Annotated in this window: 20 protein-coding genes and 1 pseudogene; 11 read left to right on the forward strand and 10 right to left on the reverse strand. The window is 62.0% G+C overall.

The features are described 5' to 3' along the window. Window positions 1–154 precede the first annotated feature (154 nt). Window positions 155–304, reverse strand: coding sequence for a hypothetical protein (locus Q0Q48_RS11700; protein WP_295137696.1), 150 nt, complete (start codon window positions 302–304; stop codon window positions 155–157). 479 nt (window positions 305–783) lie between these two features. Between Q0Q48_RS11700 and Q0Q48_RS11705 the strand changes: the two genes are divergently transcribed. Both Q0Q48_RS11705 and Q0Q48_RS11710 read left to right on the forward strand, forming a co-directional pair. Beyond that, window positions 784–1,131, forward strand: coding sequence for a hypothetical protein (locus Q0Q48_RS11705; protein ID WP_295137698.1), 348 nt, complete (start codon window positions 784–786; stop codon window positions 1,129–1,131). A 1,108-nt stretch (window positions 1,132–2,239) separates the two neighbouring features. After that, a complete protein-coding gene (locus tag Q0Q48_RS11710) occupies window positions 2,240–2,641 on the forward strand; it encodes an endonuclease NucS domain-containing protein (protein ID WP_295137699.1) in 402 nt (133 codons plus the stop codon). Window positions 2,642–2,738: 97 nt separating this feature from the next. On the opposite strand, the gene Q0Q48_RS11715 is transcribed toward Q0Q48_RS11710, so the two are convergent. Then, the gene (locus Q0Q48_RS11715; protein ID WP_295137701.1) at window positions 2,739–3,554 is read right to left on the reverse strand and encodes a hypothetical protein; all 816 of its coding nucleotides are present in this window, start codon (window positions 3,552–3,554) and stop codon (window positions 2,739–2,741) included. A gap of 938 nt (window positions 3,555–4,492) precedes the next feature. Here Q0Q48_RS11715 and Q0Q48_RS11720 point away from each other — a divergent pair. Both Q0Q48_RS11720 and glmM read left to right on the forward strand, forming a co-directional pair. Continuing rightward, entirely contained in the window at window positions 4,493–4,987 is a 495-nt protein-coding gene (locus tag Q0Q48_RS11720) for a hypothetical protein (protein WP_295137703.1), read from the forward strand. 456 nt (window positions 4,988–5,443) lie between these two features. Next, the gene (gene glmM / locus Q0Q48_RS11725) at window positions 5,444–6,793 is read left to right on the forward strand and encodes a phosphoglucosamine mutase (protein ID WP_295137705.1); all 1,350 of its coding nucleotides are present in this window, start codon (window positions 5,444–5,446) and stop codon (window positions 6,791–6,793) included. Between the two features lie 664 nt (window positions 6,794–7,457). Here the strand turns inward: glmM and Q0Q48_RS11730 are convergent. Beyond that, window positions 7,458–7,748: a hypothetical protein gene (locus tag Q0Q48_RS11730; RefSeq protein ID WP_295137706.1), complete on the reverse strand. Its 291-nt coding sequence runs from the start codon at window positions 7,746–7,748 to the stop codon at window positions 7,458–7,460. 181 nt (window positions 7,749–7,929) lie between these two features. Here Q0Q48_RS11730 and Q0Q48_RS11735 point away from each other — a divergent pair, with 181 nt between their 5' ends. The 4 genes from Q0Q48_RS11735 (at window position 7,930) to Q0Q48_RS11750 (ending at window position 10,002) form a co-directional block, all read left to right on the forward strand. Then, window positions 7,930–8,511, forward strand: coding sequence for a site-specific integrase (locus Q0Q48_RS11735; protein ID WP_295137708.1), 582 nt, complete (start codon window positions 7,930–7,932; stop codon window positions 8,509–8,511). Between the two features lie 136 nt (window positions 8,512–8,647). Next, complete coding sequence (locus tag Q0Q48_RS11740; protein ID WP_295137710.1) at window positions 8,648–8,992, forward strand: DUF3768 domain-containing protein; 345 nt, start codon at window positions 8,648–8,650, stop codon at window positions 8,990–8,992. Next, window positions 8,992–9,600 carry a hypothetical protein gene (locus Q0Q48_RS11745; protein ID WP_295137712.1) on the forward strand — a complete coding sequence of 203 codons (609 nt, stop codon included), beginning with the start codon at window positions 8,992–8,994 and terminating at the stop codon, window positions 9,598–9,600. The genes Q0Q48_RS11740 and Q0Q48_RS11745 overlap by 1 nt, the downstream gene beginning before the upstream one ends. Window positions 9,601–9,651: 51 nt before the next feature. Next, complete coding sequence (locus Q0Q48_RS11750) at window positions 9,652–10,002, forward strand: DUF3768 domain-containing protein (RefSeq protein ID WP_295137714.1); 351 nt, start codon at window positions 9,652–9,654, stop codon at window positions 10,000–10,002. 71 nt (window positions 10,003–10,073) lie between these two features. On the opposite strand, the gene Q0Q48_RS28695 is transcribed toward Q0Q48_RS11750, so the two are convergent. The 3 genes and pseudogenes from Q0Q48_RS28695 to Q0Q48_RS11760 all read right to left on the reverse strand — a co-directional run bounded on the left by Q0Q48_RS28695 (window position 10,074) and on the right by Q0Q48_RS11760 (window position 12,487). After that, window positions 10,074–10,277, reverse strand: coding sequence for a peptidoglycan-binding domain-containing protein (locus Q0Q48_RS28695; protein WP_366915284.1), 204 nt, complete (start codon window positions 10,275–10,277; stop codon window positions 10,074–10,076). 278 nt (window positions 10,278–10,555) lie between these two features. Further along, window positions 10,556–10,820, reverse strand: a pseudogene (locus tag Q0Q48_RS11755) (IS630 family transposase); the annotation flags it as partial. Between the two features lie 89 nt (window positions 10,821–10,909). Further along, on the reverse strand, window positions 10,910–12,487 hold the full coding sequence (locus Q0Q48_RS11760; protein ID WP_295137716.1) for a hypothetical protein: 1,578 nt from the start codon (window positions 12,485–12,487) through the stop codon (window positions 10,910–10,912). A 165-nt stretch (window positions 12,488–12,652) separates the two neighbouring features. On the opposite strand from Q0Q48_RS11760, the gene Q0Q48_RS11765 reads away from it, so the two are divergent. Next, a complete protein-coding gene (locus Q0Q48_RS11765) occupies window positions 12,653–13,753 on the forward strand; it encodes a glycosyltransferase family 2 protein (RefSeq protein WP_295137718.1) in 1,101 nt (366 codons plus the stop codon). Between the two features lie 33 nt (window positions 13,754–13,786). Here Q0Q48_RS11765 and Q0Q48_RS11770 read toward each other — a convergent pair whose 3' ends face one another. Next, window positions 13,787–15,019, reverse strand: a complete 1,233-nt coding sequence (locus Q0Q48_RS11770) for an LLM class flavin-dependent oxidoreductase (RefSeq protein WP_295137720.1) — start codon at window positions 15,017–15,019, stop codon at window positions 13,787–13,789. Between the two features lie 197 nt (window positions 15,020–15,216). Here Q0Q48_RS11770 and Q0Q48_RS11775 point away from each other — a divergent pair, with 197 nt between their 5' ends. After that, on the forward strand, window positions 15,217–15,414 hold the full coding sequence (locus Q0Q48_RS11775; RefSeq protein ID WP_295137722.1) for a hypothetical protein: 198 nt from the start codon (window positions 15,217–15,219) through the stop codon (window positions 15,412–15,414). Window positions 15,415–16,139: 725 nt separating this feature from the next. Further along, window positions 16,140–16,448 carry a hypothetical protein gene (locus Q0Q48_RS11780; protein ID WP_295137724.1) on the forward strand — a complete coding sequence of 103 codons (309 nt, stop codon included), beginning with the start codon at window positions 16,140–16,142 and terminating at the stop codon, window positions 16,446–16,448. A gap of 67 nt (window positions 16,449–16,515) precedes the next feature. Here the strand turns inward: Q0Q48_RS11780 and Q0Q48_RS11785 are convergent, their stop codons facing one another. From Q0Q48_RS11785 to Q0Q48_RS11795, 3 genes are all read right to left on the reverse strand, one after another. After that, window positions 16,516–17,466, reverse strand: coding sequence for an OmpA family protein (locus tag Q0Q48_RS11785; RefSeq protein ID WP_295137725.1), 951 nt, complete (start codon window positions 17,464–17,466; stop codon window positions 16,516–16,518). A gap of 557 nt (window positions 17,467–18,023) precedes the next feature. Next, complete coding sequence (locus Q0Q48_RS11790) at window positions 18,024–18,956, reverse strand: glycosyltransferase family 2 protein (protein ID WP_366915285.1); 933 nt, start codon at window positions 18,954–18,956, stop codon at window positions 18,024–18,026. Window positions 18,957–19,149: 193 nt separating this feature from the next. Continuing rightward, window positions 19,150–20,121 (reverse strand): hypothetical protein, encoded by a 972-nt coding sequence (locus tag Q0Q48_RS11795; RefSeq protein ID WP_295137727.1) that lies wholly within the window; start codon window positions 20,119–20,121, stop codon window positions 19,150–19,152. Window positions 20,122–20,286: the final 165 nt, after the last annotated feature.

Raw genomic sequence — 20,286 nt, forward strand, 5'->3', positions numbered from 1 at the left:
GGTGACTGGCCGCTCTACGACCTCGCCTTGATCGCCGTTGCGCTGATCATTTCGATAGTGTTCGCCGTTTACTTTGCCCGCTTCATCGAGAGACCGGCAATCCAGCTATCGCGCAAAATAAAGCTCCCCCGATCCGTGCCTCAGCTAGCCTAAATTAGTCTAGTTCTTCACCGGCAGCCTTGAGGCAAACCGAGTGCGGCGGTCTCCCTTCCGGCACCAGCCGCCCCTTCGCTTCGGCCTGGCGGATGGCGGCATCAATAGCGGCATCGTCAAGTTTCAGCGGTCGCGCCATCTCGTCGGCCATCACCCAGCGCATGTACCGGCCATTGGTCGCGCGCCCGGAAGCATCGTTGGGAAGGCTGACCCGCCTTGACCAGGTGCTGGCCGAACTCGAAGCTCTGGGTGACGCTCGCCTCAGCGAAGAATTCGCCGCCCCGGCAGCGGCGGTTGCCGCCGAGGCGTCGGCTGGCCAACGCCGGTTGCTGACAGACAGCCTGATTTGGAACGCTGGGGCGGCAACCCGGCGGCTGCGGACCATCGCGGCTACTCACTGCGGCTTAGGGAGTCTCTTGGCGCCCTGGCGACCTACACCACAGGCGACGCCTTGTCGGTCGCCACGGCCATAAAACAGGCCCTGGGGCGCCCCGGCGAGGCCCCACCCGAGGAGCTGTCGGGCATGCCGAGGCCGCCCAGGAGGCGGCACAGAAGCAGCTGGCCGCGGCACCCCGCCGTCAGGCAATCCTGGGCGGGCTGGCCTCGCTGGGCTATGAGGTGTGCGAAACCATGGCCACCGCCTGGGCCCGCGAGGGGCGTTTGGTCGTGCGCAAGCCCGGCAGCCCAGACTACGGGGTCGAGCTTGCCGCACCGGCTGACGTGGCCCGCCTGCAGGTAAGGCTGGTAGGCGCCCAGACACCCGCCGAGCCGCGCAGTACGGCCCGCGATCGGGATCAGGAAGCGGCATGGTGCTCAGATTTCGGGGAGCTTCAGAAGGCGGTCGCCCAGGCCGGGGGTGGCGTCGAGATCGAACGGGCCCTTGGGGTGGGTGCCCAGGCCGTCAAGACGGTGGCCTTCGAGGGTATGGTCGGCGACACCAATGCAGACGTCGCTCGACCGCTCGAACGACGGCTCTAGGGTTTCCGAGGCAGCCCCAGTCAATGCCAGCGCTGCTGGCACCTTGTGGCATTAGTGGTCATACGCCACGAGTCAATCGAACCTCCTGTGCTCGGTCGAACTGTCAGCGAGATAGCAACACGCTTTGCTCGCCGGGTTGTCATCACCTGTGAACAGAACAGTCGTCGGCGACCCATCCGGAATTGTGCCGAACGAGCTGAGAACATCGGGCTACTGTGTAGAACGAAGATCGGTGTTCGGCTGACGACTCCTTGCGCTGCAGGGCCAATTCGCCCTCTTCGTTCTCCGGTGACTGAATTTGACAATGCCAGAGCGCATGCCATCGCGACGTGCATGCTTGCGACAGAGAGATCGATGTGCCTAGCGCATTTGAGCTCCTCGGTCGCCTCTATCCCCAGCAGAAAACGCGAGACGTGAGTGACCTGATTGGAAGACATCCCACACGGAGCTAGAGCCGCTAAAAGAGGAACGAGAAACTCGGCCCGGGCCTCCTCTCATGACTGATCATGATTAATGCTACGAGACACCCCCTTAATCATTGGAGCCGCGCGACGCGTTAGCGTTGTTGCAACTCCAGGCAGACCGCTGGGCATTCAAGCGACGGGTGATAGGCCTCTCAAGAGCGACGTTGCTGATTTGAGAGTTGAGCTAGTGCCGCCCAGGCACTTGAGATTACAGTGAAGAAGTCTACTAGAAAGCTGCGCCAATGACCCAGACCGCACTGCCTATTAGACAAATGGTTGCAGAGGCAGTTCAGCAGCTCGGTGGGGAGTGCACCTACCCGGCCATTAAAGCGAAGGTGCGATCGACTTACGGTAGCGATATCAACGACAGTTCATTGACCTGCAGTATCATCGCTGGCTCCGTGAACCATCCCTCGCGCATTCACTACGGTGAGAACAAGAGGCCACGCATTGCCGACACCTAATACGATTTTCTGTTCAATACTGGTCGAGGCAAGGTCGTATGGTTTGATCCTCAAAAGCATGGCGTATAGGAGATCGCCAAAACGGCAGACGGCGACCTCACCGTGCGGCTGGCTGAGGGAGTTGGCGAAAACTCTGCGCCCCTTCCTGAGGGTATCGAGCCTGCCGACGAGACATACGGCATGTTCGCCTTGGAAGCGCATCTGCGCGATTACCTGGCCAGGAACCTACCGAAGCTACCCGAGCTAAATGCGGCACTCACCCTCTATCGGGCTTCGGATCGCGACGGCGTTGAGTTCCAGACCGACGTCGGCCCCATCGACATTCTGTCAACGTGCGCTGCGGGCGACTTCTATGTCTTCGAGCTGAAGCTTGGCCGCGGACCTGACGCCGCCCTCGGTCAAATCCTACGCTACATGGGCTGGGTCAAAGAGCACCTGGCGCCAAATGCGAATGTGTATGGCGTGATCGTCGCCTCAGACATCGGGCAGAAGTTGCGTTATGCGGCCACTCAGGTGCCCAATGTGCGCCTCATGGAGTACGATCTAAAGGTGGATTTGCGGCCCGTCGCATTGAAGCGATAGCCAGCCAATTGGCACCAATTCGGCAGAACCGGCGACCTGGAGCGTTTCTTGTCAACGCCACCGGTGCCGCCTACCGGCACTTACTGCTTTACTGTCATCACGCGAACCGATCACTGCCCGACGTAGCGTCCTCAGGCGACTCAAGATCTTCATCGCGTCTGATGATACGCGCCGCGCTTGTCATGTAGTCATCTATCTGCGCCTCGATGAGGCTCAAGTCCAGAATACCGGTCAACACAAATTCTATGTAACGCCGTTCGGAACCTACGCGTGTCGTGCCATTGGCTGATGCATTCTCTCGGCTACCTCGAAACGACTGGCCGGTTGCAATAACCCACGCCCGCGCCAGCTCTACGATTAGGGTATGCAATGCCGGATCGTCCGGCCTTCGGCCGCCGCCGCGATGATGATCGACTCGAGCGAGCGCATACTGCGCATCTTCCACTATCTCCGACAAAAGCTGTGGCAATGCCCGCTTCACCCATGACCTGGCTGCATCCCGATCGCTTCGCGATGGCGACTTGCCCGCAACCCGCTCCGCCCTTCGAATTGCCATCCGCTTGATCGTCTCGGAATCAGCCGCGTCTATCACCCTCAATAACGCGCGTCCCGCCTTTATGACGCGCTTGGCCTGCTCTGCCTGAACACTGGGAACCGGGACGCTCGAAAGCAAGGGCACCTTCGACGCTGATTGCTCATATCTATCAATGACCACCTGGATTTGCTGCAGTGCATGAGTTCGGCACGCTAAGCTAGCCTTTCCCTTTCGAGCGCCTACGTCGAGCAGCCTCATAAGCTTCTGGCGGTGCTCGTTATCCATTGAAGTTGGAATGTAGCCTTCGGGACTACGTCCAGTCATCGTCAATGCGCGACGATATCCGCGCTTCTTCTTTGCTTTGGGCTTCATGGTCATGAAGGAAGCCTAATTGGCACTCCAGCTCATTTCTAGCGGCAGAGCACGAATTTGCTCGTACCCGAATTTGCGACTTCAGCGGTGAATTAGTGGACGAAGCAGACATGGGCCAATTGGCCCGCATTGGCTATTGCCGTCACTCCGAGCAAACAACACCGAGGTTTCAAAGTGAGCAATAGCCCCTTCCTTGCCCGCCGAGGGATCAAGGCCAACGCGGAAATGATTAGGGACCTCCGCGCCACGTGCGCCGCCCTGGCTGTGCGAGTCGACAAGCTTGAGACAGCGCCTGCGCCCGCAATACCGAGCACGGCGCGGCTGACCGTTTTGACTATCGACGATTTTTGCAAGCGTAATGCACTTAGCCGTCGAACATTCTTCAACCTCCAGGCTGCGGGCCAAGGCCCGGCGATCATGAAGGTCGGCGGGAATGTGCGAATCACATACAAGTCCGAGAGGGCGTGGCGTCGCCGCATGGAGATCGCCGCGCCACTTGAACAGTGACGATGAGCCCCCCAAAAGCTCGGCCTGCCGTCCCAATAGCTGAAGCGACGCGAGCGCATCGCACTTTGTCGCTAGGGCGGTTGCGTCGGTGTTTGCAAAACGGTGTTCCACTACCAAAGGAGCTGTTCGCAGACACCGATCTAGCCGGACTACAAAAGAATGCTTACCGGTATCGTGATCGCAAGTACGAACGGGCCGCGCTTCGTGCGCTAACTTGCGTGAAAGCTACGGCGGAGGAGCATGAGCTCGCCTTACGCGTCTGCAACTGCGAATCCGGGAACCGCTGTGGCCGCCTGGTCTGCTTCATTTGCAATCAGAAATATTGGCGGCGGCGGCGCAGCCTCCTGAAGCGGTTCGAGGAAGTCGATCCATCTACTCTGTCCTGGTGCACCGTCGTTATCGGTGTGAGTCAAATTGGATATCCAATACTTGAAGGCATGATCGGCCGCTTTAAGGCGGAGTTCTCAAAGACTATATCGCGCTATCCAGAAGCGCAGTGGTCCGGGCGGATCGAGATTGATTATGTCGATGGGACGATCGAGCACGTTAAGCCCGAAAAGGCGACAACGCTCGCAGCCCTAGGGCAGATACCCTGCGAGATCGCGAGTCTTGTTCCTCATGTGCATTTGGTTGTACACCATCCTGGTGTACGCCGCGAAACCATAGCATTTCATCTGAAGCGCGCGTTCGTCGCCGTGCGCCAAGTGCAGGTTCGTGCATTTCGGACAACGCGAGCGAGGCTAGCGTCGCTTGATGCTCTTGCCCGCTATCCCTTGAAGCCCCCATTGCTGCTCCCCGCCGTCCCCAAGGATGTCCGCAAGTGCACCGCAATGCACTTGGCTGCACTTCGGTACGTCGTCCGCATGCGTGAAGCTTTCGATCACCCCACCAGCAGAGGGCTACTGGAGTTCGACTGCATACGAGATCGATAACAGAGAACGAGGTGCAAACTGATGCATGTGTGCATGAGAGTGCAGAATAGACCGTTAGTTTAGGTAAATTTTCACATCGTCAGCGCCACCGCCTCTACTTGCACTAACATCACGACCTCGCCACTAGTGCGGCTTCGGGTATTGGAAGCAATGGGCTAGCCCTCTTGGGCAACCATGCGGGTGAGACCGCATACCCCATGCTGATGTGTTCTTTGTCATAATGCCTCATGAGAGGCTGCTCTTGGCTGGCCGTGTCAGCTTTGCCGACACGGCCAGCCTCTTGGATCACCTCGGCATCACCACAAGTCGATCATCGGGCGCTTCTTGCCAGAGCACGGCGGACCGGGCCGAATCGCGGCCAGCATGTTGACAACGCGGAGGGGTGTATTAGCGCGCATATCGTCGCCACACGGCAGGCTCTCGCGGTCTTCGAGGCAATGTGGTAAAATTATAGTCATGGCTCGTTCACTCTTCGGCACGGATGGCATTCGCGGTCGTGCGAACACTGCCCCGATGACCGCCGAAATTGCGATGCGCATCGGCATGGCCGCGGGACAGGTGTTTCACCGGGGCGCCCACCGCAACCGCGCCGTCATCGGCAAGGATACGCGCCTGTCGGGCTACATGTTGGAGCAGGCTTTGACGGCCGGCTTCCTCTCGGTCGGCGTGGACGTGTTCCTGCTGGGGCCGATCCCTACGCCTGCGGTCGGCTTCCTGACGAGGTCGATGCGCGCCGACGTCGGCGTGATGATCTCCGCGTCGCACAACCCCTACGAGGACAATGGGATCAAGTTGTTCGGTCCGGACGGCTTCAAACTGTCCGACACGGTCGAGATCGAGATCCAGGCGCTGGTGACCTCGCCCACTGATCTCGTTCTCGCCGATTCCGCTGCGATCGGCCGGGCGCAGCGGCTGGACGATGTGCAGGGTCGCTACATCGAAGCGGTCAAGGCATCGGCGCCGCGCGGGCTCGACCTCAGCGATCTCAAGGTCGTCATCGATTGCGCCAACGGCGCTGCCTACAAGGTGGCGCCGACCGTGCTCACCGAGCTCGGGGCGGAAGTCATTCGGGTGGGCGTCACGCCGGATGGCTTCAACATCAACGGCAATTGCGGCTCGACGCATCCCGGCGTGCTGCAGGAGCAGGTCGTCGCGCATCATGCCCATATCGGCATAGGCCTCGACGGTGATGCCGACCGCGTCATCATGGTCGACGAGAGGGGCGCCGTCATCGACGGCGACCAGCTCATGGCGACCATCGCCGACCAGTGGACGCGGAGCGGCCTGCTGTCGGGCGGCGGCGTGGTGGCGACGGTCATGTCCAATCTCGGTCTGGAACGCTATCTCGACGCGCGGCGGCTGAGGCTGGTGCGCACGCAGGTCGGCGACCGCTACGTCCTCGAGCGCATGCGGGCCGACGGATACAATCTGGGCGGCGAGCAATCCGGTCACATCATCATGACGGACCATGCCACCACCGGCGACGGGCTGATGGCGGCATTGCAGGCGCTGTCCGCCCTGATTCGCAACGGCCGGCCGGCGAGCGAGCTTTTCAGGGCATTCGAGCCTGTGCCGCAGCTGTTGAAGAACGTGCGCGTCGCCGACGCGACACAGGCCCTGCACGCCGCATCCGTGGTCAAGGCGATCGCCTCGGCCGAAGCCAGGCTCGGCAAGAGCGGGCGCATCCTCGTACGAAAGTCGGGCACGGAGCCGCTGATCCGCGTCATGGCCGAGGGGGACGATTCCGACCTCGTACACAGCGTCGTCGACCAGATCATCGAGGCAATTTCCCGGCAGGCGGCATGAATTGCGACGGCGACAGCTAGAGCGCTCGTTGCGCATCTGCCTGCAGGACCTCCTACATCGAATCGACGGCGGCGCGTAAGAGTTGCACGTCGGCATGCAGGAGACGATCCGCCGTGTAGCGGGCCGTCTCCCGGGCGTCCCCTTCGAGGCCGATGCCCTCGGCTGGCGATCAGCGGCGGACCGATGGAAGGGTCTCGGCCGGCGGCGCGCTTGGCCTGCCGCCGCTTCCGTGATGGTTCGTCGATCGCGGCTAGCATGAACTTGGCGTCCGTTTCCTCACTCGGCTTGCTGGCCTTGCGGCGCCGAGCGAACGGCTGCTAGAGAGCAGATCGTGACGCTTACCCCCTAATACGATCGCTCCAGCCTTCAGCACCTCTTCCTCTGGAGGCCGACCTTGTCGTCCCCTATCAAAAGATGCCGACCAACCGTTCCGGTGAAGACCTCGATCCGTCGGATCTGGCACTCAGGCTCGAGCATTGGTTGATGTAGACACAAGCCATTCTAAATTGCGCTACGGCACTTTGGCCTGCTGCCCTGCAACGATACCAGTCCGCGAGTTAGAGATCCCGCAATTTTGAGGTCGGGAGAGAACACTTGATGACACGGAAGGACTGCACGCCAGCCCAGGCCAACTCTGCGCCCACCAGCGGACATGCGTCGCTGTCTAGATCAGGCCGTTAGTCGCCTGCTTCTCGATGGCTTTGGTCACGTCGAAGTAGATACATAGCCGCTGACCATCAACGACGATGTGCAATTGATCAAGCCATCGCTTCCCCGAAGGAGACAAGCTCTGAAAAGCGAGTTGCCACCTCAGCCCATATGCACCGAAGCGCTTCTCTAGGTAGTCACGCTCGAAGGCGATGGCCTGTTCTGATGTTGCCACTTCGACAGGCACGGCCAAGCTCGGCGTAAGCCCGGCCAGGTCTATGTCTTCAAATTCACTGACGTACGTCATCGTCTGATCTCCTAGTTTGCAAAGGCGTGTAACGGGCTTCATCGCGCCCGCTTTGCGTTTGATCGCTCCTTGAGGCGATATTTTGCAAAGGCATGTAGCAGCATAAATTAGTGTTATTTTTCAATGGGTTACGCGGCCACAAACCTATTGAATGGCGACTCGCCAAATGGCTCAATTTGGCATGGCTGGCAGACAAGCAAAGATCATCAGCGACCGAGAATTACGGGGCCTTTTGCGGCTCGTGCGCAAGGGCCGGTACCTGGCGCGCGACAAGGTCATGGTGTTGCTGTCTGTGAAAGCAGGCCTTCGAGCCTGCGAGATAGCTGGCCTGACATGGTCGATGGCATGTGATGCGCGGCGATCAGTTGGCGCTGTACTTGAGGTACGCGATGCGATTGCCAAGAAGCGGCACGGGCGCACGGTGCCGATCAATGTCGAGCTACGTGCCGCACTTCTGGCGCTCTGCAAGCAGATGCGCCCCACCCCCGACGAGCCGATCATACGATCAGAGCGGGGCCGCCATATGCGGCCCGCTGCCATCGTAAACTGGTTCTCGGCACTCTACCACCGCGCCGAACTCGTCGGCTGCTCGTCTCATAGCGGGCGACGCAAGTTCATCACCAAAGGCGCCCGCCTTGTCTTCAAGGTCGGCGGTAGCTTGCGCGATGTGCAGCAGCTTGCTGGGCACGCCTCTATCGAAACAACCCAGCGCTACATCGAAGGCAGTACTTCAGCGAAGTGTGCCCTCGTGAACTTGCTCTGACGCGCCAGCGGAAATGGAGGTCGATATGACTGGATAGCGCGCCGCGGCACGAGCCGCCCTCACCTCAAGAATTTCTGATCGTTTTCGCCCCAAAGGCGGCCTCCCGGCCGCCTTTTGTGATTCCAGGAGACAGCAAATGAACTGCGCCAACAGCAAAGCACGCACTGACGAGATTGCCCGCCTGAATGACGCCTTTCGCACCAGCCTGACCGGCGGCAGGGTCATGGTAACACAGGGCGTCACCGCACTCGATCGGCAGACCCAGGCCGACATTCTGCTCGCCGTAAAAACGTTCACGGCTTTCACCGCGGACAACGACCCTCACGGTGAGCACGACTTTGGCTTCGTCAGGGTGGACGGTCACGACCTGTTCTGGAAGATCGACTACTACGACCCGACCCTCAGTCATCACACCGAGGACGCCACCAACCCGAACGCAACGTTGCGCGTGCTGACCATCATGCTGACGGGGGAATACTGATGCCCAGGCGGCCGACCGCTCTCGAACAAGGGGCGCTCGATGGCCTTTGCGGCGTCTACAGCATCGTGAACGGCATTGTGTGGGCGCTACGCACCTACCCGCACCCTAGACCTCAGAAGCAGGGCAGACGGCGCCCCTCAGATGAAGAACTGGGCGACCTGTTCATAGTGCTGCTGTCGAACCTTGTTCGAGGCCATTCACATCTGAAGCCGATCGTTGAGGGGACGAACAGTCGGCAGCTGTTTCGTCTCCTATCCAAGAGCTCCGACTGGCTCAGAAAACACAGGGGGCTGGCGCTTGTGACGCGCCGCCCGTTCCATGGCAGGCCCTACGTGCCCACGACGCAAGTGGCTCAAAAGCTGGGGCGACACCTCGTCCGCCCCGGTACCGCGGCAATCCTCGGGATCGAGGCCCCTTTCGATCATTGGACTGTCGTGCGCCAGGTGGCGCAACAGCGCCTTCTGCTGCTCGATAGCGCAGGCACTTCACAACTCTCAATGAAGACTTGGGGCGAAGGCTGCAGCCGCAAGACGGGATTGATTCACCCCGACAACATCTTCCTGCTCAAGCTGACCAAGTCGAAGCGAGCCAGGAAAGCTGTTGCCTGACTGTCGCAATGTACCCGCCCCGCCCCATCGCACCTACCATTCAAGGGCCTCATGATGACCGAAGAAGAGAATGCCGAACGCCTAAGAACGCTAGCAAAACTGAACGATGAGTTCCGCGCCACCCCAACGGGCCGGCGGCTCGTCATGACCGCCGGCATCGCCTGCCTCGACCGCAATACCCGACTGCGTGTCATCGAGACGGTACAGAATTTTAGCTCATTCACCCCCGAGAACGATCCGATGGGCGAGCACAATCTCGGCTTCTTCAGGCTGGGCGACCAAGGGTTCTTTTGGCGAATCGACTACTATGATCCCACCTATCGCCGGCATTCAGATGATCTCTCCGATCAATCGCTGACCATCAGGGTCATGACCCTGATGCTAGCCGAAGAGTATTGCTGACAGGCTCGGTGGCTGTCGTCACTCATGGCGAAAGTCGCGATTTGATACGGGAGGCCAGCCGGCAGCGCCTACTACCGAATTGGGCCACTGCTATCCCTGCGCAGCCGCTCGAGCAGGGGCTGGTCGGCGGTACCCGTGACCGGCTGCAGCCGCGCCACCTCGTATTTCTTGATGGCCACAGTGGCCAGCAGCCCCAAGAACCCATCGATAGGTCCAGGGTCGAGACCGAACGCCTTTAGGCAGGTCTGAAGCTCCCTGACCTCATCCGCCGTCAGAGGGGCGGTATTGGCTGTCGTCTATGCCTGAGACGCGGCCATACCGGCGGCGGCTGCAGGCGCCTGCTCTAGGGGCTTCGGCGGAGCCGGAGGTAGCGGCGCTGGCATAGTCACCGCCATGTGGCCGTCGGCGCGGGTTGGGAACCGACTTTCCTAGTCCAAGCAACGAAACGAGAAATACCAAGAGGGCCATCGCCCCCAAAACTTCAAGAACCGGGTGCTCTGCGCGCCCGCCTATCCAGGTCGCGGTCAACCTGCACGTCGAACGCGCCGTGCCTGTGCGAGACGACCACTCCCCGGCCGGCCAGCTCATCCTTGAGCTTATGCAAGGTGAGGTGCGGCGTCTGGTCGATCCGCTAGCACCGGTTTGCGGTGGCTGCCGACCTTGCCCGGCGCCACCGACCTCGTCGCCCAGTAGCGCAGCGACCACTTCACCACCGTGGACGCCGCAACACCAAACCGCGCCGCCACGGACCGGCAGCTCTCGCCACCATCAACCGCTGTTACCACACGCTCCCGCAGGTCATTCGAAAGATGGCGCATCGACACTGGCCTCCTATCCAGCCAGAATCTTGAATCACATTCTCCACCTCTCGGGAATGCCAGTTGATTCCTTCAAGGCATGGACCGCTCTAGCTGCGGATCTGGTAGAAGCAGACGAGATCGCCGAGCGGCACCATCGTCCAGCCGTCGATCGAATAGTCGACGAACGACCGGAGTATCGCGTCGGCCTTGCCGCTGGACAGCAGCCGCTTCTGGAGGAAGACGTAGAGGCGATCGACGCGGCCCCGATAGACTTGGGACCTCAGGGTCTCGAGCGAATCGAAGTCGGCGTGGTTGGACCAACTCCGGGCGTTGCGGACTTCCAGCGCGATCTCGGGCGACGGCAGGAAGATCAGGGTCTTCTTCGCATCCGGACCAGCGAGGTCGATGGTGCGGATGAAGGCAACCGCCTCCGCCGAGGCATTGATCTGCCGGAAGCCACGGTCGCCCATCGGATAGTGGGAATTTGCTACAGTCCGCGTCGCGAAGGACGTGATGCCATAGATGCACGCCAGCCCCGCCACGGCGACGAAGGAAATCCGCATCAGCCAGGACCGGCTGGCGGTGAAAGCCTGCACGACACCGACGAAAAGCAGAAGCGACGGGATCCGGAAGTGGCGTTCCTCGAAGCTGATCGATGCGCCCGTCAGCCACATGAGCAGGAAGAAAACGAGGATTGCGGCCGAGATCGAATAGATGAAGCGCAGATATTCGCCATAGCCGAGACGCAGCCGCATCCAGGTGATCGCGTAGGTTGTCACGGCGAGCGGGAAGAAGGCATAGGCCACCGCGTCGCCCGACTGCAGTATCTGCCGGCCTGGATTGAGGAACAGGTAGTTGGAGAGGTCGAACAGCGAGAGAGCAGAACTCCACAGGCTGCCAACGCCGAAAGATATGTAGAAAAGCAGCCCGTCACGATGGACTTCCGCCGGAATGGAGGCCGCGGTGGCGCCCCGCGTGTACCACGTGAAGTAGAAGATCGCGCCCATCAGGGCGATGGTGACGCCAGCCACGACCAGCTTCCGGACCGTGTCCCATCTGCGCCACGCTTCGTCACCGCAGATCGCCGCGCCGCCCACGACGGCGGCGCCGACGATGAGGCCGGTCAGCTTGGCAAACACCAGCACCGCCGTGCCCGCGACCAGCGGCGGTACGGCGGACCACCTGAGCTCGCGCAACCGCCACGCCATTAGGATGAACCAGGGCGCCACACCGAACAGCAGCACTTCTCCACCGGAATAGTTCGTGAAGGACAGGTTGAAGAACCTGGTGCTGGCGACGATCGCCAGTGCAACCGACGTCGTCTGCACGGAAAAGCCGAATGCCCGGTAGAGGGCGAACCAGCCGACCAGACCGAGCACGCTAAAGACGGCTACGACGACGATGATCGCCAGGCCGAGGCTCATGCCGAGATCCTCGACCAGGCCGGGCAGCATGTGCTGTCCCGGCGTCCAGGTACTCATGAAGGATTCGACTTCACGCGAGATATCGGAGTGGTCGGGCCCGAGCGAATGGTTGAAGGACGAGGCGCGGTCGTGCGTGTACCAGCCGACGAACCCCCAGCCGCTGTCGGAATACATGTTGGGCCGGACGATCGCACCGGCGATCGTGTAACCAACTGTCAGGACGACGACGAAAGCAATACAGAGCCTCGGCAGCAACGCCATGAGACGGTCGCCCCCGTCCGCCCCCCTGATCGATCGCCCCATCCAATACCACCGGCCGCAGCAGAACCTGACGGGAGTCTAGGGGCCCAGGCCCGGCAGACAAGACCGATCTGTCTCGCAAATCGCGTTAGGAGTGGGCCTGTCGCCGCAATATACTGACGGCGGATGCAATCATTCTCTCCGACGGTTTCGGTCGTCGTTCCGACGTTCAACGAATCGCAGAACCTGCCGCACCTCGTGGGCCTGCTCGACAAGGCGCTGGGCGAGATCCCGTGGGAGGTCGTGTTCGTCGACGACGACAGCCCGGACGGCACCTGGAAGGTCGCCAAGCAACTGGCCAAGGACGATGGCCGGGTACGTTGCATCCGGCGCGTCGGACGGCGCGGCCTGGCCGGCGCCTGCATCGAGGGAGCCCTCAGCTCGGCCGCTCCTTACGTCGCGATCATGGATGCGGACCTCCAGCATGACGAGACCATCCTTCCCGCCATGCTGGCGAAGCTGCAAAACGACGACGCCGACATCGTGATCGGCAGCCGCTTCGCGGGCGACGGCAGCAGCGAAGGCGGGTTCTCGGCCCGGCGGGCCTTTGCGAGCCGCGTCGCCACCCGCCTCGCCGCGTTCATCATCCGCCGGCAGGTCTCCGATCCGATGAGCGGCTTCTTCGCTCTGAAGCGGGAGGTATTCGAGGCCGTTGCCCCCAGCCTGGTTCCTTCAGGCTTCAAGATCCTGCTCGATATCCTGGCCAGCACTCGCGGCCAGATGCGTGTCGCCGAAGTCGGTTATCGATTCCGCTCCCGCCAGGAAGGCCTTTCCAAGTTCGACATGCGCGCCATCCTGGACTTTTTCGGGCTTCTGCTGCATCGCACGACAGGCGGCACCGTCTCGGTCCGCTTCCTGTTCTTCATGATCGTCGGCGCCATCGGCCTCGCGATCCACCTCATCGTCCTCCGGATCGGCCTGCTGGCCGGCTTCGGTTTCGAGGCTGCGCAGTCGGTGGCGACCGTCGTCGCCATGACCTCGAATTTCCTGGTGAACAATCTCCTCACCTACAGTGACATGAAGCTGCGCGGCACCGCCGCACTGGTCGGACTGGTGAAGTTCTATGCCGTCTGTGGCGTTGGCGCCCTGGCCAATATCGGCGTAGCGTCGTGGCTATTCGTCTCGAACGAGAGCTGGTGGATCGCCGGCATCGCAGGAGTCATCGTGGGTGCGACGTTCAACTACACGATGAGCTCGATCTTCGTCTGGCGGCAGCAGCAGAACTGAGGCAGCGCGGTAGGCGCCGCCCCGTCTTCCCGTTCAGCGGGCGTTCTCCTTCTCGAAGTCCGGCACCGCGGCCGAAGCGGCCGCGAAGCGCGGTGCCTTGGTGACCTTGAGGGCTTCCGCGCCGCCCTCGGTCTGCATGATCTTCGCCATGATCGCCTGCTGCGCCCGCTCGAAGACACCACGGTTCTCGATCAGGAACTTCTGCGACTCGCGCAGCTTGGTGACGTAGCTGTTGATCTCCGGAACGACGTAGCGCGCCACCATGTCCCAGCTGCGGCGTGTGTTCTCCGGATTGGCCCAGTCGTGTATGAAACCGACGACCGTGCCGAATCCACCGCTCTTCGCATAGACGTCCTTGATGACTTTCACGAGGTCGTCGGGCGTGCCGATCGTCGCCGCCGAACCCGGCGTGAAGGCCGTCTTGTCCACAGCCTCGTCCGGATCGGCGAAGGCCGTCGCACCGGGCCGCTGCAGAGTGCCGACAATATATTCGTTGTGCCAGCGGTGCAGGCCCACTCGCGCTTCCTCACGGGCCTTTTCGCGCGTCTCCGCGACATGCCAGCTCAGTAGCACGCGCCAGTTCCGGCGATCGACCGTCTGGCCGTGCTTCTTCGCAGCGTCCTCGGCAAACTTCCACTGCGTCGGCAGCGCCAGGAGCCCCTCGTTCGACATCGAGCCGATCGAGATGATGCCAATCCCGTGCTTGCCCGCCAGGGTCATGCCCGAGGGACTCACCTGCGAGGCGACGACGAACGGCATGTCCTCCTGCAGCGGCAGGAGCTGCAGGGCGGCGTCCTGCATGGTGTACCAGTCGGTCCTGTCGGTCACCCTCTCGCCCCTGAAGAGGCGGCGGATGATGCCGATCGCGTGGTCCTGACGGTCGCGCTGGACCATAGGGTCGATACCGAGCGTGTGCGCGTCGGATGCCAGCGCGCCGGGACCGGAGCCGAAGATCGCGCGGCCGCCGGTCATGTGATCGAGCTGCACCATGCGCTGGGCGACATTGTAGGGATGATGGTAGGGTAGCGAGATGACGCCCGTGCCCAGTTTGATGCGCTTGCTGCGCTCGCCGGCGGCCGCCAGGAACATCTCAGGCGAGGCGATCATCTCCCAGCCACTCGAATGGTGCTCGCCGCACCAGAACTCGTCATAGCCAAGTCCATCCAGCTGCTCGACCAGGTCGAGATCCCGCCGGAACTGCAGCATCGGATTCTCGCCGATTGGATGGTGGGGCGCGAGGAAGGCGCCGAACTTGAGCCGCTGCATGGTCGCCCCCCCGATTTCTATGATGTCCTGATATCGAGTCTTATCATGCCGCGTTCCGCTCCCTGCAGGAAGGCCCTCGACGGGCTGATTTCGGACAGCGGACAAAGGTATGTCCACTTGCGCGCGCGGAAATCGACTGACGCCACGCTGGATAACATCGGAATATCCAATTATTTCCAAGTTTTAGACCATCTCCCGTGAGCCCTGACCCGCCGCAATCCTCGCCGCCCCCGCGGCTCATCCTCGACATTTTGAGGCCGCTCTATGCCGCGACGTCGCAGACGCCCAAGGGCATTCCACAGGTCGAACTCGCCTATGCCGAGCACTTCAGGGCGAACAAACTGACCGGCTGCATTTCGCGGTGCTCGATGCCTTCGGTCGATCCCGGATCGTAGGCGACCGACCAGCCGCGGCGGTCCCTTGAACAATCGCCCACCATTGGGACGGCGACTCTGGCTCGACTACTGCGTATTGGCGGGTCGGCCTGCGCGCCTTCTGGATCCACTTCGTGCTGATGATGAGGCTGTGGGGCAGTCTCGAGTAGTTCGTCGCGACGCCCGCGGGACGCTTCCACTACATCATTCCATCCCAGCTTCATCGAGCGTTTCTCGCTCATCGAAAGGCTGAAGAATGCCGGCGACCTGAAGCTCGTCGTCTTCGTCCATGACATCCACTCAAGCCTCCTTCCGGACTATTTCACCGAAGAAGACACCGAGCTCTATCATCGACAGATTGAGAATGTGCCGCATCTGGCCGACGCCATCATCGTGAACTCGTAGGCGACGTCGAACTCCTTCAGGCCCAGCTTCGGTGACGAGTTGGAGTCGCGTTCGCCAATTCTCGCACCGCTCGGCGTAGCACTGCCGTGCCGAGCCTGCAGCAGCCGTACTTCCACAGCAACCCTACTTCGTCATGCTAGGTACGATCGAGCCGCGCAAAAACCACAAGCTGATCTTCAAGATGTGGCTCGACCTGCATCGTGAACTGGGACCTTTAACGCCCCGCCTCCTCGTCTGCGGCGAGCGCGGCTGGAGCCTAGCGATCTGCTTGAGCGCAGGGACGCTCTGCACGGCTTCGTGGAGGAGTGCGGCCGGCTGCCGAATGCCCCCTCGTCGCCGCCTTGCTGAAGAACGCCTGCGCCTTGCTGCCTCCATCCTTCGCGGAGGTTTATGGCCTCCCGCTCGCCGAAGCTCTCACGCAGGGGGCTCTCGTCCTCTACAGCGACATCCCCGTCCTCCGGGAGGTCGGCGGCGATATCCCGGATTATCTCGATCCGACAGAAGGTCCGGCCTGGCATGCCGCGGTGATCGAGTATGCCCGGTCACGGTCGCGAAAGCGCGAAGCGCAGAACCACAGGCTCGCCTCCTGGCCCCCACCAACCTGGGAGGAGCATTTCACCGTGATCAACTCCGTGCTGCGCAAGCTTTGAGCAAAGAAAAAAGCGGCCCGTGAGGGCCGCCTCTTCCTTGTCTCGGGTGTTCCGGTGAGCCGGCAGCTTACTGGATGACGATTTCGACGCGGCGGTTCTGCGGCTCGCGGACGTTCGGGCCGGTCTGCACCAGCAGGCCCTGCTCGCCACGGCCCACCACCGCGATCGCGGTCGCCGGCACGCCTTCGCGCACCAGCGCGTCCTTGACGGCGTTCGCACGACGCAGCGACAGCGCCATGTTGTAGGCCGGCGCGCCCGACGTGTCGGTGTGACCGGTCGCCGTGATGCGGGCGTTACCCTTCGACTTGTAGGCGCCGGCAGCCTGCTTGATCGTGTTCAGAGCCTGAGCCGACAGGTTCGAGCGATCCCAGTCGAAGAACACCATGAACGACGGCGGCGCAACCATCGGCGGAGCCGGCGGCGGCGGCGGCGGCGGCGCGTTGAACTTGTAGGTCACGCCAGCCAGCGCCAGGATGTTGTTGTTCTGGAAGCTCACATTGCCGAACGGCGTGTTGACGCTGGGGTTGGTCGTGCCGACGTAACGGCCTTCGACCATGAACCGCAGCTGCTCGCTCACGTTGTAAGCGACGCCGATCATGCCTTGGTAGGCGAACTGCGTGCTGCCCAGCGAGGCGTTGCTGTCGACGAACGCGATACCCGCACCGGCGCCGATGTACGGCGTGATCACCGATGTCGGCATGAAGTCGTACAGCAGGTTCGCCATCACGTTGAGCTGGCCGACCTTGCCATTGATTGCTGTACCGGGAATGTTGGCCGAGGTTGGGATCTGACCGTAGCCGACCTCGAGTTCGAGGCGCGGGCCGACGAAGTCGTAACCGGCCTTGCCGCCGACGGACCAGCCTGTCCAGGTGCTGGCGTTCGAATTCGACCCGATGAACCACGCGGCACCGCCGCCTGCACCGATGTAGAAACCCTCTTGGGCATTGATCGCCTGGGCACCAGCAACATTCGGCAGCAGCAGCCCCAGACCCAGCAGAGCCAAACCAGCTTTCTTCATAATTCTCCCCACGCTCAAGTTAAAATCAGCGGGCTATCCATAAAAGTATAGCACAAGCGCGACGCCCAGCTCACGGAACACTTTTGTTATCACACAAGCATTGTATCACTGTGTCCTCCAGGCAACACCCTGAAAGTCGGATGCCGCATTTCTCCACAACGAGGCAAAACCTGCCCGAGCACAGTCCGCGACCTCTCCTCTGCCTCCACACGGCATTCCATGAAGCCGAGATCGTTCACCAAGGCGGCCAGGCTGTCCAACGTTGTTGCCGGGCAGCAATGCGGCAGATTGGGAAATGCGCCGAGGCCCTTGGGTACCAGACGACACTGCCCGGCGTAGGAGGGAAGATCCGGAACGACCACAACTTCGAGGACGTCGCCTTCATCGACAGGGCTGGCGCCGGCGCGGCCCAATCCTTCGAGATTCAGTCTCGTGCGAGGCGGATCGGCGCAGATTCTCGCAACTTCGAGCGCCCTCCTCGCGGGCTCAAGCGGATCGTCATGGATGAATCGCCCCACCGCGGCAGCATAGCCGGGGTGGAGCGTCGCGAGCGTGGCTTACGCCGCCTCCACGAGCGCGTCCCGCTCCTCTCCGAATGAAGTGCCGCCACGATGCCAGACGAAGAGGCTGGTCGCCGCCACATTCAGCCAGCCCGCCGCCGCTGCCCGGAGGCAGAAATCATTCTCCTCGCCGTAGCCACGACCGAACCGCTCCTGGTCGAAGGCCCCGACCTGGTCGAGGCAGGCGCGCCTCACAGCCATGCAAAAGCCAACGCCCGTCGGGATTTCCACAGGCGGACAGTCGGTCGCCGCACACAGTCGGTCCCATTGCGCAATGTCCAGGTCCCCCGGCAGGCGATTCTCGCAGAGCGTGGCCGGATAGCTCAGCATCTTCGCCGCATTGGAGAGAGGCGTTGCCGTCGCCGTCCGCAACGCCGCCAGCAGCCGATCGAGCCAGTCGCCAAACACCCGGACATCGGAATTCAACAGGACGACATCGCGCCCCGGATGAAGCGCAACGCCGCGATTGACGGCCCCCACGAAGCCGACATTGCGCTCGTTCTCCATCAAGGTGATCAAGCCGGCTTCGGCCAATGCCTGCAATTCACTGCACAGCAGCGGATCCGGCGAGGCGTCGTCCACGACCACTAACTCGAAGGCCTGCCTCGTCGCTGCACCGAGGACGCTGTCGATCGCCTGGAGCGCCATCGCCCGGCCGCCATAGACGGGCATAACGACGTCGACGGTGGCATACGCCACGCCGCGACGCCGGTGGCCCAGCAGACGCGGGATGTCGAGGGGCGGAGGATCTGCCGGGGCAGCCGCGTCCCGCCCTTCTTCGCGGCCAAATCTCAGCCAGTGAGCAAAACGGCTCGTACCCCGCCCAGACGACATCCGGATTGTGGCGGCAATAGTCGGCGGGCGAGAAGCCTCCCCGGGGTGACCAGCCGCGCCCCGATCCAACCGCCAGGCAGTGGAATGCCACGGCATCCGCCGACATCCCCCTCGCAGCACATGGCCGCGACCGAGCCAGCGCAGGCGTGCCGCCGGCGCGCCGATGTTGAACACGATCACAGGCAGCCCCTGCTTCAGTGCAGCCGTCAGCACGAACGACCAGGTTTCCTGCCAGATGGCCAGCAGGAGGACCGCATGAGCGGCCGATTCGCGCAGCAGACTTTCCAAGTCATCCGGCAAAAAGGAGCCGCTGACCGTTACACTCAGAGGTAGCGCTTCCGACGCCGGGCCCAGGACCGACAGCAGCAAAGGCGAGCCGGCCTGCCCTGCCGAATCGGCGAGCGCCTGCACGCCACGGAGCCCCATGCTTACATTCAAGGAGCCCAATGTGACGATGCGCAAGGGCTCTGTCGCAAGAACCCGTGGCGTTTGCTCTGGTAGCAAATCCACGTCGCTTTCCGGCTGCCATGCCGTGATCGCCTTTTCCAGCGAGCGCCCCATCCGGGCGGCGAGCTCCTCGCTCGGCACTTTCAAGGAAGGCCAGGTGGTCGTGCCGCCAGGAGAGCGGATCGAATTCCTGCATCTCGGCACCGTAATCCGCGATGCAGCGGATGCGAGATTCGGCTGGCGCCATATCGCAGAACGCACCTGCTCTGGTAATCAGGTCGATCAGCGGAGACAGCATGAAGTAGTCATGCAGGACGACGTCATAGGGGACGCCCAGTCGCGCGCTGAGATCGTGCACCCGCGTCATCATCTCCAGCAGACGATCGATGAGGTGGTTTGCCACGAGCCGCGTCACCCGGCGCTGGCGGACAGAATCGATCAGCAAGTCGCGGCCGGACGAGAGATCGAACGTTCGATCGTCGATGACCGCGAGCGTCGGCGCTTTCAGGATCGTTCTGGCACGGATGACATTACGCCCCGTGCTCTCGATATCCCGCTCCTGGAGATCGAGGAAATGGCTACTACCGCCGCCGCGACCCTGATGGAATTCCAGCACGGACACGGCGCCCTCTCGCCACGGCGGAAGGTCGGCCCGGGCCTCCACTTCGTTGCGTGGAGATTTTTGCGCGTGCGACTTCTCCAGATGATGGAACAGAGGATCCATTCCAGGCGGCCGCGGCAGGTTCTGCCGCCGGTAGAACGCATGTTGAATCCGGGTGCCACGCGCGACGCGTCCGCCAGCCAACAAGCCCATAGTGCAGCAAGGGAGCCCGCGCGACGCGCCGCCACTGCGCCTCGTCATCGAACTAACGGAGGTAGAACTCCCGGTCGCCCCCTAACCCCCGCGTTCGAGCACGGCTAGCCGCGGCGCCATGACATGAACCACGACAAGCCTGAGCGCCCCCCCCCGAGAACGCGC

It is taken from the genome of uncultured Reyranella sp., from assembly GCF_945957355.1.
GTDB lineage: Bacteria > Pseudomonadota > Alphaproteobacteria > Reyranellales > Reyranellaceae > Reyranella.

Bases quoted from the DNA above. Each gene is read 5' to 3' on its own strand.
- Q0Q48_RS11700 (WP_295137696.1), bottom strand. From the start codon at position 304: ATGGCCGACGAGATGGCGCGACCGCTGAAACTTGACGATGCCGCTATT.
- Q0Q48_RS11705 (WP_295137698.1), top strand. From the start codon at position 784: ATGGCCACCGCCTGGGCCCGCGAGGGGCGTTTGGTCGTGCGCAAGCCC.
- Q0Q48_RS11710 (WP_295137699.1), top strand. From the start codon at position 2,240: ATGTTCGCCTTGGAAGCGCATCTGCGCGATTACCTGGCCAGGAACCTA.
- Q0Q48_RS11715 (WP_295137701.1), bottom strand. From the start codon at position 3,554: ATGACCATGAAGCCCAAAGCAAAGAAGAAGCGCGGATATCGTCGCGCA.
- Q0Q48_RS11720 (WP_295137703.1), top strand. From the start codon at position 4,493: ATGATCGGCCGCTTTAAGGCGGAGTTCTCAAAGACTATATCGCGCTAT.
- glmM (WP_295137705.1), top strand. From the start codon at position 5,444: ATGGCTCGTTCACTCTTCGGCACGGATGGCATTCGCGGTCGTGCGAAC.
- Q0Q48_RS11730 (WP_295137706.1), bottom strand. From the start codon at position 7,748: ATGACGTACGTCAGTGAATTTGAAGACATAGACCTGGCCGGGCTTACG.
- Q0Q48_RS11735 (WP_295137708.1), top strand. From the start codon at position 7,930: ATGGCTGGCAGACAAGCAAAGATCATCAGCGACCGAGAATTACGGGGC.
- Q0Q48_RS11740 (WP_295137710.1), top strand. From the start codon at position 8,648: ATGAACTGCGCCAACAGCAAAGCACGCACTGACGAGATTGCCCGCCTG.
- Q0Q48_RS11745 (WP_295137712.1), top strand. From the start codon at position 8,992: ATGCCCAGGCGGCCGACCGCTCTCGAACAAGGGGCGCTCGATGGCCTT.
- Q0Q48_RS11750 (WP_295137714.1), top strand. From the start codon at position 9,652: ATGATGACCGAAGAAGAGAATGCCGAACGCCTAAGAACGCTAGCAAAA.
- Q0Q48_RS11760 (WP_295137716.1), bottom strand. From the start codon at position 12,487: ATGGCGTTGCTGCCGAGGCTCTGTATTGCTTTCGTCGTCGTCCTGACA.
- Q0Q48_RS11765 (WP_295137718.1), top strand. From the start codon at position 12,653: ATGCAATCATTCTCTCCGACGGTTTCGGTCGTCGTTCCGACGTTCAAC.
- Q0Q48_RS11770 (WP_295137720.1), bottom strand. From the start codon at position 15,019: ATGCAGCGGCTCAAGTTCGGCGCCTTCCTCGCGCCCCACCATCCAATC.
- Q0Q48_RS11785 (WP_295137725.1), bottom strand. From the start codon at position 17,466: ATGAAGAAAGCTGGTTTGGCTCTGCTGGGTCTGGGGCTGCTGCTGCCG.
- Q0Q48_RS11790 (WP_366915285.1), bottom strand. From the start codon at position 18,956: ATGCCGTGGCATTCCACTGCCTGGCGGTTGGATCGGGGCGCGGCTGGT.
- Q0Q48_RS11795 (WP_295137727.1), bottom strand. From the start codon at position 20,121: ATGGGCTTGTTGGCTGGCGGACGCGTCGCGCGTGGCACCCGGATTCAA.